We start from the raw sequence: 13,533 nt of genomic DNA on the forward strand, positions 1-13,533 counted from the left end.
ATTTCCGTGTAAGATCCGCCGACAACAATCATATGGAGCGAATCTGGATATTACACTGACCATCATTAATAGAAAGAACTTCGGCTTCATACAATGTACCTGATATTATACAATTAAGCAGCTTGACTTGTTCTCTGGAAATTATATTTCCTGCCAAATTCCCAGCTTGATTTATAGCCTGTATAGGTCCCTGATCTGAGGCAATTGTAATCTCTAAGAGATCCCCCGGATTTAAAGCATTTATAACTTCTGCTTGTGGAGAAGCCAAATTTGTATTAATAACTAAACCTTCACAATTTTCATTCTGATTTGGTCTATTAACTGATGGTATATTCCCATCACCTGAACTTCCCGACATAAGAGTTAATTTTTATCATTAATTAGTTTTAAAACATTTCGATTAGCTTCTTTCATTTGCAGCCAAATAAGTGCATCCATCTTAGAAGGTTGCACATCCAACTCATCGCAAAATTGTAAAAATATTTTCTCTAATTTAACGTAATCTTTTTGAATATCATAATATTCACTATAAAGACCCATAATTAAACAAGCTCTATAAATATGGATGTCAATAATTGCTACATTCTCACTGTTAAGATAATTTCGTGTAACCCAAGCTGCAGTTTTTGGACCGATGCCATTGATAGACAATAGCCAATCCCTCAATTCAATATCATTATCCAAGGGAATTTCTTTCAAATCAATTCTATTTAGAAATGCAGTAATGTATTTAGCTTTTTGGTTTGGAAATCTGTAATGAATACTCTTTCCATTATTTATAAAAGGTGCTTTCAAACTTGTAAGAATCTCTTCATAAGTTATAGCTTCTTTAATTTGATTTTTCAATTTCAATCTTTGAAAAGCTGCTAACCCTATTTCAGATTTAAGCCCAAAACCTCCAAGAAGACAGGCTACCACTTCTTCAAGAATATTATCTCCCAAACGATAATTAATATCAAATTTTTCATTTTCACTATACATTAAATACTGCACCTTCCAATAAGCTGGAGTGAAAAGTTTTCCATAATTACCCCATTTTATTCCTGGCATAAAATCCATAGTAGGTGTTGGAATATTAGAGATTTGTTTATTTATCCTTTCGAGAAGCGGAGTTTCTTCTATTATTTCAAGCTGTTCAAATCTTAACTGATAATTCATTCCAAGTGTTTTTTAGATTAAATTCAAATTATTTTACTAAAAAAATTTCCTCAACAGAAACTTTAAAAAATTGAGCCATTTTTATAGCTAGTTCTACAGAAGGTATTTTTTTTCCACGCTCTATTGAATGTATTGTTTGCCTAGATACATTTACCTTTTCCGCTAAATCTTGCTGAGAAATATCAAGTTTTGCCCTCTCAACTCTAATTGTGTTATCCATTGCTAAAAAATGGTTGAGAAATTCAATTTATTTTTCAAATGTAAACTAAAGTAGTCATAAAGACAACTATAGTTATAATTATTTGATTAATGATTTTATTGATCATTGAATATTGATCTTGCTTGATTATAAATCCTCTCAAAATTAGCTTCCAAATCTGCCTTAGAATAATCCATTGTCCTAATTGGTAGGCTTCTCTGAATCTTCTGTAATTGAAACTGCACCTTCCTATCCTTCCCATCCGCAAAAGCCACAAATTGCCCCTGTTTGAGACGAAAGAAAACATCAGCCCTTCGCTTAGACACCTCCTTTTCTCCTTTTGTAATGCGGCTTTCAAAGCTCAGTCCGCTGCTTTTACTGATACTATGTGTCGGCATTTTGATGATCTCGAAGAAACGCTCATAATATTTCGCAGTATCTGGATCATTGACCTTGCCAAAGAACTGATAGGACAGATTGCTCAATATTGCCTTGCTAGCCTTCTCACCATACATCATATCGTTCTGTATCTTGTCCTGCATCACATAAATTGTTGCAATATCATAACTGCGCAATGTAGCGGGAATACGGTGCATATTCAATAAGCGAATGGTGGGTGCTTCTTCCATCATTAAAAATGACGGGAGGGAATTCCGCACGCTCATCTGTTTGGTAATGGTATGGATTATTGTAGCGATTACCGGTGAATAGGCAGTTTCGAATTTTGGATTGTTCACTACAGATATTACCGCCGGATTATCCCTATTGTTTATATTCAGAGGAACCTCATCTGCAGAAAGCGCCATAAAGATATGTTGGGTGCTGATCCGTTTCAGGGCATTGGCCAACGTACTTTTTACCGCTGCAGTTTGCCTCTCAGAATCCTTACCACTTATAAAGGCATCGGCCATTGCCCGGGAAGTTGTATTTGAACATAAAAAAGCTACAAGACTAGCGGTGTCCAGAAATTGATAGATTGTGATAAGATGTGGCAACGTACAGAATTGCGGATAGGAAGTGCGGAGTTTCCAAATTAGGCCCCCGATCAATCCCTCCGCAGCATCATTAAAGAATTTTGTACTTCCCGTTGTTCCGGATTCCCTATGTTCCAAAAGGTTTTCAATAAGAACCCTAGAGAGCTCGTTGACGCTTTCTTCATTTTCAAGGTATCTTGGAGCAATTGGATTTACACGATGTATTATTTTATCAAACGATATTATATAAAAAGGAATATCTGAATCCTTGAACAGCGGATATGCCATTTCGGTGATCTCAAAATCCTTATAGTCATGGATTACCCCACAGAAAGAATATTTTTTGAAATGTTTCAGAAATCCATAGACTACGCTTTCCGTTTTTCCACTACCCGCCGCTCCAATTATAGAGACACCCCTTCTTATATTTTGGATCTTTAAACTACCACTGTTCAAACTAAAGTGTACTTTGTATTTCGAATTGTCTTTAAGTGAATGGTCATCTTTTTGAAAGAACACATACAGTATGCTGTTCATAAGCAATATGGGACACACAAAGTATAGAAGTAAACCCGGCCAACCAATTGAATCCACCATAAAGTACGGAAACGATAATAGCAAAATAAGGTTGAACCAAAATCCATATTTTGTCAATCGAAATATTCCATAGAAAATAAAACCCGCCAGAACGATGATAGCAATTATAGTTATTGGCTCATTGAATTCCATACCTTAAAAATTAAATCCCTATTGAACTGGATTTGATCGCGATATCCACTCCCCGTCTCAGTCTATTGAAAACTTTCAGTGCTAATTGCGCAGAATTTGTTGGAATGCTTTGAACGGGCATTCCAGATTCCCGTATCAATTTAAAAGCAATCGCTTTTTCATTTGTCGGTAATTGCAACAATACGGAAAAGTAGAAATTTGGATTTTTTATAAATTCCTTTCTCGCTTGATAGGTCTCCACATAATTTCGTTTGTAGCCAAAGTTGCCATCAAAATTTTTCTCCGCTTTGGAGAAAAACTGATCCCGATCAAAGCCGCGTTTTATCAACTTGCCGTTCATCATCACCTCAGATGATTTATATTTGCTCCCAGGGGAAAGGCTCACGGAGTTTGAGGCATCCTTCCGGCTAACGATAATGTGGATATGGCCTTGGTTACCTTCCTTTTGCATTCCCCGGACTATACGTTTTCCATTTTGCTGATGGGGAGCTTCCCTTTCCAATTTCCTAATTTCATTTTCCAGAGCTTTGATAATTTCCTCCTTTTCCCCGCTTTGGATTGTTCGTATTTCCTTTTCAAGTCTTAATATTTTGGTTGCAAATGGTTGATTCTCCCGAATTTGGATATCCGATCCCTTGAAAGTGCGTTGGTGTTCAATTTTTGCAAAGTATTTTATATCATCTATGGTTATGGCCCTGCCGTTTATTTCCCGGTTGAAGGAGGCCACATAATCCTTCATAATTTCCCGTGTATATTTTCTTAAATCCTCGCTGCTATTTTGCAAATTTTTCAATTCATATTTTGACGGGCTGACAGTAATGGAATAAAATTTTGGTTCAATCTTTTTAAGTTTCGCGGTGTTGCCATCAATTTCCTCCACCACTTCCTTCGCTCCTATTTTATCCTCGTACTGATTGAAAAAAATTCCTCATTTTCATTTTCCAGACCTAGATTTTCCTTTTCCAGATATTCCACAAAATCAGCTGCACTTTGTGAATAGTTATCTCCCAACTTCTGGGGTGTGATTGTTATATACATTACTATTATTTTTAATTTTCATCCTGTCGTTCCCTATATTTCAATGGTTTTTCTTCAGTCAATTTCTTTTCCAAAATGAGGGGCTTTTCATTTGGCGCGGATTCCTCGAAAAGGGAAAGTATCATGGCGGCCGTCGGTTTGGTCTGTGTTTTTTCCATATCCCTCATAATAGCTATCACGGCATTGATCCTTTTCAATATCCTAACTTCCGATGCCATCAGATTTGGGCCCAGGGATTCCACGGGCGAAATGCCATTGTCCCGAAAAAAGTCCAACATTATCAGAAGCGTCATGGACTGTGATCTGGATAATGTCCTACAGTACTTCTTAAATTTTTTGGCCACCGATCGTTTGATACTTATGCTCTCGAACCGTTCCCTTTCATATCCTCTATCCATTTTTTCGTGAAAAATTTGTTGGTTTTGTTGGCGCGGAAAAGTTTTTTCGTGATAAACAATTGCAAATCCCATTTTATCAAATCCTCATATAAACATAATACGCTAAAATTCAAATATTTGCGAAATAACTAGGAGTTCTAACATCGCGCAGCGTGTTACCCTCTTGCTTCTCCAATTTGTCCGCGCGCGGACAAAATTTTAGAACCTTTTATAGAAAATTAAGTCTCTTGTTTGAAATTTAGAATTGATTGTCAATTTTTATGAAATTCAATTTTAACAATCAAAATTTTCTTCAACAAAACATTCATTCCGTTACGGATTGTTCAATAGATTATTTACAAAAAGAAAAGACCCTTGATATTTTCAAAGGTCTTTTGGTTGCTGTTTTAAAATTTAAATAACAAATACAAAATCATAACTGTAAAGATTTCGCTGTGCTTCCTCTTCGAGCATCGTTTCAAAATCAATATGATGCTCATCTGCATAGTTTCGGATATCATCCCCAAACCGCTCTTGAATTTCTTTTTTGGAATTATTCAAAAGTTGTGTTTGGGTTTCCTCGTTCAAGTTTGAATAATTAAGATAAATCATAACATTTGGATTTAGATTTCTTAATATTCGCTCGGTAACATCAGCGTGTCATTTACAAAAAATAACCTCAGTTCATCCAATGGAAAATCGGTTGCCCGATAGCCGTGCTTTTCCAAAATGTTATCGTTTCCATCTGCATACGTAATTTCGGCTTCATAACCTGTATAATCCTGTTTTTCCTCGGACAATCTTTTAAAGTCTATGGTTATAAATTCACTTCGGTTCATCAGACTTTTAGCAATTACTGAAGTATCTGTAATTAGCCAAAAGCAATCCGCCACATTGGCTAGATATTTTAGTCCATCCGTAAAACGTGTTCTTAATAATGGGATTTGATAAAACATATCAGTTCCACTAAAATGTTGCAATCCCTGTTTTATTTCGTTAACTTGTGCTTTCATTATTACATTTATTTAAAGTGTTAATAGTTAATAAGAGGGCGCTACTTTCGACTGAAACGCCCTCTTAAATTTTACCGCTGTTATTCAGCGTTTCCGTTGTCCTTGGTTCCAAGTAACAGGATTTCATCGGCTACCACTTCGGTAACGTATCGTTTCTCCCCTGCTTCGGTTTCATAGGAACGGGAGGTCAATTTGCCCTCTATGGCAACTTCCTTGCCCTTGCCCACGTATTTCTCTACGATTTCGGCAATCTTGCCCCAGGCAACAATATTGTGCCATTGGGTGTTTTGCACTTTTTCGCCATCTGAATTTTTATAAAATTCGTTTGTTGCAAGTGAAAAGTTTGCGACTTTCTTGCCGCTCTCTAGGGTCTTGGTTTCGGGGGCATTGCCCACGTTACCGATCAACTGTACTTTGTTTTTTAGTGTACTCATGATTGAAAAATTTAAAGATTAATTAAAATACCACCCGAACCCTTCGGATAGTTTACGTTCATATTTTTTTGAAGTGATTTACTTATTATATCCAAAGCGTTTTCCTTTTTTTGTTTTTTTAACTTTGTTTCCACTTCCCTTTTATTGATTTCGTAAGATTTCATAATTTTCGTTTTAGATTTACTTCCCATAGTGTATCCTATGGTAATTCCTAATTTTCTATCATAAATTTTCTTTATTGCTCTGCTTTTTTTCTGCCACGCAGTCCAACCGACTTACTTATTATATCCTGAGCATTTTCCTTTTTTTGATTTTTTTGTCCCCTTGCCCTTTTTGTATGTTGTTCGATTTCATGATATTTGATTTTGACTTACTTCCCATAGTGCCCTCACATTACCTTTTTTGATGCCAATTACCACACAACATACGGGCTTGGTAAGGCGTATAAAAAGTGGAGCCCGCGCAACGGCTTTATGCCGCCGTCCAAGAACGGATGTTGTTTTTTCGCATTCCCAAAAAGGTATGGGGGACTATGACCGGGAGGCCAAAGCCCATTATGGAGAGACCCAGAATACTGGGCAAGGGGACAAAATGGAAAGACAATCCATATAGACGTGATCTAATGTTCAACAAGGGACAATACTGTCCCTGTCCATGGGACCAATGATACTGACCAATGGATAAAAGTTGGCAATATTCTGGGTTGTTAGCCCAGAGACTAAGCGGAACTATCTATATCAAGAGGCATATTTCATCGTATTTACATAAGGTGTGCCCCTGTTGACTACTGCAAATGCCCTTGCGACCAATTTATTTCTAATGATATTGAGCGTGCTCATCTTGCTCTTGCCCATCTCGAGCCTTCTTTCATAGTAGGCCTTCATCTCTGGACTCGATTTCACCGCGCTCAGGGCACATTGGTGCAGCAGCGATTTCCCTTCCAGGTTTGCAAGACGGCTTATCCTTGTCCTTCCTCTCACACTGGTTCCCGAAGTGTGTGGAAAAGGGGCTATACCGCAATAGGAGGCAAATTTTCTCCAAGAACCGAACGATGTGAACCCTGAGGTATATACAATTAAAAAACGGGCGGTGACCTTGCCTATTCCCTTGATCCCCATCAACAATCTTAGCATTTCCCGTAACTCTGGGTCTTCCTGCATGAGATTGTCCATCTCACGTTCGAGGTCATTTATCCTCCAGGTCAAAAGGTTGATGATGTCCTCCTGTACCCAAAACAATAGTGCATCCTGGTCCAGCACCTTTTTCTGCTCCCGTAGCGTCGCCATGTGGCCAGCCCTTTGAGCGACGAGCTTTCGCCGCAGGGACATCAACCGTTTCAACCTTACCAATGTCGCACTTGGTAACGTGCTCGGCCTGCCCTCTTCCCTGGTACGATACCCGTACAACGCAATACGCCGGGCATCCGCCCTGTCATCCTTGCCACGGGTTATTCCCAGCGAACGCTTGATCTCTAGACCGGATACTACTTTCATCACGCAATCATCTGCTGCGAGCATTTGGACAAGCCTGTCTGAATAGAGTCCTGTGTGTTCAAGTATGAACAGCAGGTTTTCCCTGTCCCCGTTACTTTTGGTCAAGCCCCACTTGATCATCTTCGCTATCCCTTTCGAATGGTTTGCGAACCTTCTTTGCAATCCATTGCTATGGACGCAACAATCCAATGTCAGTTTGCTGACATCAATACCGATAACATCAATAATTTCCATATTTTTACTTTGCTTTTAATAGATTGCTTAAACTAAGACCTTTAAAAACAAGGGCTAATATCCTATATGGTTCTGGCAATCTGGTTATAAAGGACGGGGACTGTTACGCTATATAGGTCATAAACCTGGCCGTCGCGGAAGTTCACCCCGTCCTTTTCCTGTTCAACTATAAATTTAATATTACGATCCTTCTAAAAAAAGGGTAGGTACCGTTACACTATATAGGTCTCTTCCCTGGCCGTCGCAAAAGTTCACCTACCCGATATTCGATTTATCAACAATTCCGTGAGTTATGAGTCTCCCCCGGACCCCCTCTTTTCAACACCATCATCATAATAGATTTCATCTATAGAACAAATCTAAAGGCCGTCGCTGTTACCTTTTTTTTGTTGCTGATACATTTTCAATATTTGGAATTAATAAGGACTTATAAAAGGGAGTGTGCGACCGGTTATGCAGTCCGTTTAACTTCCAAATGTTGGTATTTTGCTTACAAAAAAATGATTGGGACAGCGACGATGCGGGAGTAGGTTTAAATGTCTTTGTGAAATACTAAATCAAGGGAAGTGGAAACAAATGCAGAAATGTCAATTCAGAACGGGCGGACTCCGTTCACAATTTAGGATTGGAATGAAGTGCGCTTCCCAGTCCCAAGGTTTCGGGACGGGAAGGGCAAACGGAATGGAAAGATGAAATTGGGGATGGTGTCCAAGATTATTGTAGTGAAGCTCTTTTCCCGAAATAGAGTTTTTCACGGAATGTAGGGGAAAGTGCTGAATGAGTTATTGAAATTGTAAAACATTCTTACGAAAATTTAAACCCTTTACCCAAAAAAATTCTTTAAAGATTTTTATAAAAAAAAGCCTCTAGTGAATCCCCATATCAACTTTACTGTTTTCCCTTATAAAGTTTACGTGTTTACCGTAATGTTTGTTTTGTAAAATATTGTAACTTGCATACTGCTAGTATTCAAATTATTATGGATTGATTCGTGAATTTGGCCAATAATAACCTTCCCCTTGAATATATTTTCCATTCATTTTTATATAACTGGGAAGCGCCAATTTATTTAAAAACCATATTAAATATTCGAATAGTTATTAATGCTCCACTAGCGATAAATAGATGCAAATAAAATCCTTATATATTCTTTCAAAAGAATCAACATTTGGCTTCGCTTCAGAATCCCAACCTAACGATTTATTAGCTAGCTTAACAATATTCCACATAGCAACCAAACAAATATTACAACACGAAATTGATGTTTTTTATAATGAATGGAAATCACAAAAGACAATAAAAGGGGGCGCAATATGGCACCTTGACTCTTTAGATAATTACAATGCTATTTGGTATAATACCAAAAATCAAATTGAAGAAGACATAACATTAACTGCGGGGTCAAATTCGTTAAACATCTCTAAAAATACAATAGTAGTTCAAGATGGATCAAAAATAATTCTGAAAAGCGCAAAAGCAACCTCCAATTCTTTTTCAACATATTCATCCAAAGCACCATTAAAAATATCTGGGGATATAGTACTTCATTCAAATGGTCATTTGCAATATGAAATACAATCTAGTTCTGGAATTATTCCATACATCCGTTTTTTTACAGAAAATAAAGATAAGAATGTTATAGCTATGGAGGCTGAGGTATTTGTTGATATGCCTCCCCCATTAGAAAATCCTTTTGTAATATTTTTACCTAGTCTAGAACGAGGCACAGTATCAATTTTATCAGGGGTTACAAAAACCGCTATAAAAACTAATTTTCTAACCCCTTTGGGCTCACCATTGTATCTAAAAATGATTGGTGGTTCGTCTGGATATAGTCCTGTTTATGATCCAAAAAAAAAAGAAAGTTATTTTACACTTCAAGGAACTTGGGGTTTAGTTGAGACCGAGGAGGAAACAAGGGAACCTGTTCGAATTATATGTGGAATTTCTGGGATTGAGTTCATTCAGCAACCTACAGACGATCACATTAGCTTTCATTCAGATCGTGGAGCATATGGGCCATATCAACTAACAGATGGAGAATTTTTAACAGCTACTATGCCAGATGCCCCCTATCCTGTGACAACGGCTTGGGTCTCTTTTCCGAATATGTCAGCTAATTATTATGCCCAACCAGAGCCTTCACCTTTGTATGGCATTGACAACGAACAAGGTAGATTTCTTAAGTTTTTAGAAATCCGCACAATAGCCCTTTCTTCGGAAGGTGAAACTCCCATATTTCCATTAATGCCATATCACGGTGTTCAACAAGGGGAACTCGCTCAGTGCGAACGTATAGAGCAGGTAGTCCTTACGCCCTGCCGAAGAGATATAATATTAAAGAATGGTCTTGATTTAGATGCATTAAAGGGGCCAGAGAGTTTGAGCATGCAAATTCCGGTTTCTTTATCGGCTACGGGAGGAATGACAGGTAGTATTCCAGTTTGCCCAACAGGTCCATTTAACGGTATGACGGGAATGCCAGGTCCAACGGGACCATTTATTTCGGCTGTTACACCGCAGGGACTGCTCGCCAAATTCGATGAAGATTTAGAATCTTTGGAAACTTTGACATTAGCTCATTCTAGTGATATTGAACAAACTTTAGTCTTAACCGATGTTCGGGAAGAAATGCGGGTGGCATTATTAACCAACCAACTATTTTTGGTAATAAGTAGCTATGAGAAATTTGAGCAACACGAATGGTTTTCGGTAGAATTCAGGCTTACCCAAAATAGTTTTGAGGAATTAGCTGCAAATGATGTTCCTAGTTGTGTATTACAGCCTTTGCGTAATATCCAGAACATTCGCTATTTCAGCAAAAAATACTTTAAAGATGCACTGCTTGCAGTACTTGGTCGAGACCCACTAGAGGAATATGGTGATAGCATATTTAAATATGGGGCGGCAGCCATACTTATTCTTGGCGATTGGGTTTTTGAATTGGCCCCTTACTATTGGTCTGATCACGATGCTGTTATGGTTATCAAGTTTTCTAACCTTTCATTAAAAGAACTTGTAGCAGACACTGGATTGTGGACTTTAGGTAGCGTTTTTAATGATAGTGTGAAAAATACTCAAGCACAACTACAAAAAATTATTAAAGAGGCGGAAGAGAAGGTTAACACCGAGCCTGATTTTAAGCATTTTAGCTATACTATCGTCAATGATCAATCGGGTCCCGATGGGGGGACCCAATTATGGAACGGCTCTTTATTTTTCAATGTAACTGTTCCTTTAAACCAACTTCCCCCACAACTCCAAGGATTGGCAGCTGGGATAAAGAAAGATAAGTTCTTTGCTCATCATATGGGCGCCACGGTATCTTCTATTGATGCAATTATTAACGATCAAATAAAAACAGCCGATTCGTCTTTATTTGGATTAATTTTCTATGAAGATCCAGGAGACTTGATTTACCAAGGCGATCCATACGCATATAAAGTACTATCGTTGAAAGTGTTATTTTTTAATTCACAAGTCACTAATTTTTCTAGCCAGATTGAATTGTTGGTAGGGGAGCTCTTTGATGAGTTGGTGACATTGCCAAATGGCTTACACGGAAATAATATTATTCTTAATGGTTCTTATCAAAAACACGGCTCAGAAGAGTCCTATCTCTTTATTGAGGAAAGTGATAATGCCTTTATTGTTGAAAGCCAAGTTTTAGAGGTAGTAGAGATCACCAAGGCACAATTTATTACTGTTCTTGACTCTCAGTCTAATGGTTCTTCTGAAAGAGTTGAAACCAAATTTATGTTGTGGGGGTCGATGCAATTTAAAGAACTAGAGGGGTTTGATATGTTTTCATTCGGACCAGAATCGGCATCGGAATTTATAGGTCAGCTTGCATTCTCAAACCTGGCTATTGATATGTCCTTTAATAAGATTTCCACGGAAGACCCCCAGTTTATTTTCAATGCCGGCCAAATGGCCTTTGATATTTCGCAAAGTAGTGCGCGTCCGAAAAGCTTGTTTAATAAATTTCCACTAAGCATTAGCGGGCTTGTTCAGGGATCGCCTACTGATGATGCGTCTAATAATGATTTTGATGTACGATTGGTCCGTTCTCATGAAGAGCTTCAGCACTTTTTGTATTCAGGATACACGCTGGGGAATATAGAAGCTAGTCCAGAAAATACTTCAGAATCGCCTACAGATTTGGGGTATATGAGTATGCTCACTCCACTAAAGCAATCCAAGATATCATCGCCGTGGTTTGGACTTGTGTTCGATGTTAATTTTGGTAGCCCTGGAGGACTTGCGGCCAAACTTAATTTTAAGGCTTCTCTAATTGCTGCATGGTCACCGTCTAAAGATAATTATCAAATTTTTTCAGGATTAAAATTACCTGGGTCTTCAGGAGGAAATACAGAAATTACCATTATGGGCCCTTTGAAGCTAAAAATGGATCGAATCACCTTAATGCCTACACAAGATGAGGCCTATATGATGAAATTTTTCAATATCGCACTCAGCTTTTTGGGAGTGAAATTTCCTCCTGGCGGACGTACGAATGTACTGCTATTTGGTGATCCTGCAGCACAAACTAACACCATGCTTGGTTGGTATGCGGCCTATAAAAAAGATGAAGAAAAGAAGAAAGAATCAGGCGATGATAAACAAGAAGAATTAAGTCGATTAATTAATCAAAGTAAAGACTCATGAGTACACAAATGGACACATTTTTTCATGATGTAGGGCAAGGGGATTGCACTCACATTGAAGCAGGAGAGCCTAGTACTGATAATTGGCAAATATTTTTAATAGATTTTGGTTTTAAACCTGGTGATTACCCTGGCGAATCACCTTCTCAATCCACATTGATAGTACTTGTGGATCGAATAACTGAAATCTCTATAGAAAGAGGAAAAAATAAACCTTATCTAGATCATCTATTTATTACGCATTCAGATGGAGACCATTGGAATATGCTTGCCAATTTAGTAACAGGTACGGACGAAAATGGCGATAACCTTTGGGAAGCAAAATGGCCTGATGATACAACCCTTGAAATTGGAAAAATTACTTATGGCGGGGAAGAAAGTGAATACCGCAATAAAGGATATGGCTGGGATACAATTAAAAATGCCTGTAGAACTCCTGTTTTGCCTCTCGGGCCTGCGGCTCATGACGAAATGTTAATAGATGAAACTGTAACTCCATCGTGGCCATATTTAAATGGTGAATTAAAAATTTATTTAATTGGAGCTAACATTCCAACCAGAGCATCGAGGGATCCCAATCTGAAAAGTGTGATGTTGCTCATTGAATTTAAAGGACGTAAATTAATTTTACTGGGGGATGGTGAAGCAGGAAAATTCTATGAAAATTATTTAGAAGGTTGGTATCCTGAGGATTCAAATTTTCTAAACTGTACGGCAGTAAAGCTTGGACATCATGGAAGTAGAAGTGGGACTACAGATGCATGGGCTACTGCGACTAAGCCGGAAGCCGCATTTGTAAGTTCCGGCTATGGATATAGTCATCCATATTGTGTGGCGATACGGGCAATTAGGAGTGCGGGTACTATTAAGAATGCTTTTTATCATTGGTTAACATGTAGTGATGGGTTAAATCATCCTTATGGCCAACAGAATACACAGGAGAATATTTTTTCCAACCTCTGGTACGTGGTTACTGATAGAGAGGTGTCTGCCGAAAATAATGCGGGAAAAATTAAAAAAAAATCATACGGCATGTTTGTAGGAGTTACGTATTTAATGCAATGGTTTGACGATCCCAATGACGACTCCTTTGCTTTTTCTCCTTTTGATAATGTATGGCCTGGACAAAACAAACCAATTACAATCTTATGAGTTTTAGCTTAAGATATCAAATAGGTTATTTAGGAAGGTTTTTAACTTTAACATTATTAATTCAT

13 protein-coding genes and 1 pseudogene are annotated in these 13,533 nt (G+C 38.0%); 3 read left to right on the plus strand and 11 right to left on the minus strand.

Annotation, left to right across the window (positions count from 1 at the left end; translation table 11 throughout):
* Window positions 1–28: 28 nt before the first annotated feature.
* The 10 genes and pseudogenes from ESU54_RS11120 to ESU54_RS11165 form a co-directional block, all read right to left on the minus strand.
* Window positions 29–358 carry a hypothetical protein gene (locus ESU54_RS11120; protein ID WP_111845963.1) on the minus strand — a complete coding sequence of 110 codons (330 nt, stop codon included), beginning with the start codon at window positions 356–358 and terminating at the stop codon, window positions 29–31.
* Window positions 359–363: 5 nt separating this feature from the next.
* Complete coding sequence (locus tag ESU54_RS11125) at window positions 364–1,158, minus strand: 8-oxoguanine DNA glycosylase (RefSeq protein ID WP_111845964.1); 795 nt, start codon at window positions 1,156–1,158, stop codon at window positions 364–366.
* A 28-nt stretch (window positions 1,159–1,186) separates the two neighbouring features.
* Window positions 1,187–1,378: a helix-turn-helix transcriptional regulator gene (locus ESU54_RS11130; RefSeq protein WP_111845965.1), complete on the minus strand. Its 192-nt coding sequence runs from the start codon at window positions 1,376–1,378 to the stop codon at window positions 1,187–1,189.
* A 95-nt stretch (window positions 1,379–1,473) separates the two neighbouring features.
* Window positions 1,474–3,060 (minus strand): type IV secretory system conjugative DNA transfer family protein, encoded by a 1,587-nt coding sequence (locus ESU54_RS11135; protein ID WP_111845966.1) that lies wholly within the window; start codon window positions 3,058–3,060, stop codon window positions 1,474–1,476.
* Between the two features lie 10 nt (window positions 3,061–3,070).
* A pseudogene (gene mobB / locus ESU54_RS11140) lies at window positions 3,071–4,098 on the minus strand (MobB family relaxase).
* Window positions 4,099–4,109: 11 nt separating this feature from the next.
* A complete protein-coding gene (locus tag ESU54_RS11145; RefSeq protein WP_317046632.1) occupies window positions 4,110–4,568 on the minus strand; it encodes a BfmA/BtgA family mobilization protein in 459 nt (152 codons plus the stop codon).
* A 321-nt stretch (window positions 4,569–4,889) separates the two neighbouring features.
* On the minus strand, window positions 4,890–5,087 hold the full coding sequence (locus ESU54_RS11150) for a hypothetical protein (RefSeq protein WP_111846091.1): 198 nt from the start codon (window positions 5,085–5,087) through the stop codon (window positions 4,890–4,892).
* Between the two features lie 20 nt (window positions 5,088–5,107).
* Complete coding sequence (locus ESU54_RS11155; protein ID WP_111846090.1) at window positions 5,108–5,488, minus strand: DUF6876 family protein; 381 nt, start codon at window positions 5,486–5,488, stop codon at window positions 5,108–5,110.
* 80 nt (window positions 5,489–5,568) lie between these two features.
* On the minus strand, window positions 5,569–5,922 hold the full coding sequence (locus ESU54_RS11160; RefSeq protein WP_111846089.1) for a single-stranded DNA-binding protein: 354 nt from the start codon (window positions 5,920–5,922) through the stop codon (window positions 5,569–5,571).
* Between the two features lie 11 nt (window positions 5,923–5,933).
* On the minus strand, window positions 5,934–6,086 hold the full coding sequence (locus ESU54_RS11165) for a hypothetical protein (protein ID WP_249041327.1): 153 nt from the start codon (window positions 6,084–6,086) through the stop codon (window positions 5,934–5,936).
* A 241-nt stretch (window positions 6,087–6,327) separates the two neighbouring features.
* Between ESU54_RS11165 and ESU54_RS11170 the strand changes: the two genes are divergently transcribed.
* Window positions 6,328–6,534 (plus strand): hypothetical protein, encoded by a 207-nt coding sequence (locus tag ESU54_RS11170; RefSeq protein WP_111845806.1) that lies wholly within the window; start codon window positions 6,328–6,330, stop codon window positions 6,532–6,534.
* A gap of 125 nt (window positions 6,535–6,659) precedes the next feature.
* Here the strand turns inward: ESU54_RS11170 and ESU54_RS11175 are convergent, their stop codons facing one another.
* Window positions 6,660–7,649: an IS110 family RNA-guided transposase gene (locus tag ESU54_RS11175; protein WP_111845805.1), complete on the minus strand. Its 990-nt coding sequence runs from the start codon at window positions 7,647–7,649 to the stop codon at window positions 6,660–6,662.
* 1,125 nt (window positions 7,650–8,774) lie between these two features.
* On the opposite strand from ESU54_RS11175, the gene ESU54_RS11180 reads away from it, so the two are divergent.
* Together ESU54_RS11180 and ESU54_RS11185 are read left to right on the plus strand one after the other, a co-directional pair.
* Window positions 8,775–12,317: a hypothetical protein gene (locus ESU54_RS11180; RefSeq protein ID WP_111845804.1), complete on the plus strand. Its 3,543-nt coding sequence runs from the start codon at window positions 8,775–8,777 to the stop codon at window positions 12,315–12,317.
* Window positions 12,314–13,468, plus strand: a complete 1,155-nt coding sequence (locus ESU54_RS11185; RefSeq protein ID WP_111845803.1) for a ComEC/Rec2 family competence protein — start codon at window positions 12,314–12,316, stop codon at window positions 13,466–13,468. The genes ESU54_RS11180 and ESU54_RS11185 overlap by 4 nt, the downstream gene beginning before the upstream one ends.
* The last annotated feature ends 65 nt before the right edge of the window (window positions 13,469–13,533 follow it).

Origin of the sequence: Aequorivita antarctica (assembly GCF_007997155.1) — a bacterium.
GTDB classification, from domain to species: Bacteria; Bacteroidota; Bacteroidia; order Flavobacteriales; family Flavobacteriaceae; genus Aequorivita; species Aequorivita antarctica.

Bases quoted from the DNA above. Each gene is read 5' to 3' on its own strand.
- ESU54_RS11120 (WP_111845963.1), bottom strand. From the start codon at position 358: ATGTCGGGAAGTTCAGGTGATGGGAATATACCATCAGTTAATAGACCA.
- ESU54_RS11125 (WP_111845964.1), bottom strand. From the start codon at position 1,158: ATGAATTATCAGTTAAGATTTGAACAGCTTGAAATAATAGAAGAAACT.
- ESU54_RS11130 (WP_111845965.1), bottom strand. From the start codon at position 1,378: ATGGATAACACAATTAGAGTTGAGAGGGCAAAACTTGATATTTCTCAG.
- ESU54_RS11135 (WP_111845966.1), bottom strand. From the start codon at position 3,060: ATGGAATTCAATGAGCCAATAACTATAATTGCTATCATCGTTCTGGCG.
- ESU54_RS11145 (WP_317046632.1), bottom strand. From the start codon at position 4,568: ATGGGATTTGCAATTGTTTATCACGAAAAAACTTTTCCGCGCCAACAA.
- ESU54_RS11150 (WP_111846091.1), bottom strand. From the start codon at position 5,087: ATGATTTATCTTAATTATTCAAACTTGAACGAGGAAACCCAAACACAA.
- ESU54_RS11155 (WP_111846090.1), bottom strand. From the start codon at position 5,488: ATGAAAGCACAAGTTAACGAAATAAAACAGGGATTGCAACATTTTAGT.
- ESU54_RS11160 (WP_111846089.1), bottom strand. From the start codon at position 5,922: ATGAGTACACTAAAAAACAAAGTACAGTTGATCGGTAACGTGGGCAAT.
- ESU54_RS11165 (WP_249041327.1), bottom strand. From the start codon at position 6,086: ATGAAATCTTACGAAATCAATAAAAGGGAAGTGGAAACAAAGTTAAAA.
- ESU54_RS11170 (WP_111845806.1), top strand. From the start codon at position 6,328: ATGCCAATTACCACACAACATACGGGCTTGGTAAGGCGTATAAAAAGT.
- ESU54_RS11175 (WP_111845805.1), bottom strand. From the start codon at position 7,649: ATGGAAATTATTGATGTTATCGGTATTGATGTCAGCAAACTGACATTG.
- ESU54_RS11180 (WP_111845804.1), top strand. From the start codon at position 8,775: ATGCAAATAAAATCCTTATATATTCTTTCAAAAGAATCAACATTTGGC.
- ESU54_RS11185 (WP_111845803.1), top strand. From the start codon at position 12,314: ATGAGTACACAAATGGACACATTTTTTCATGATGTAGGGCAAGGGGAT.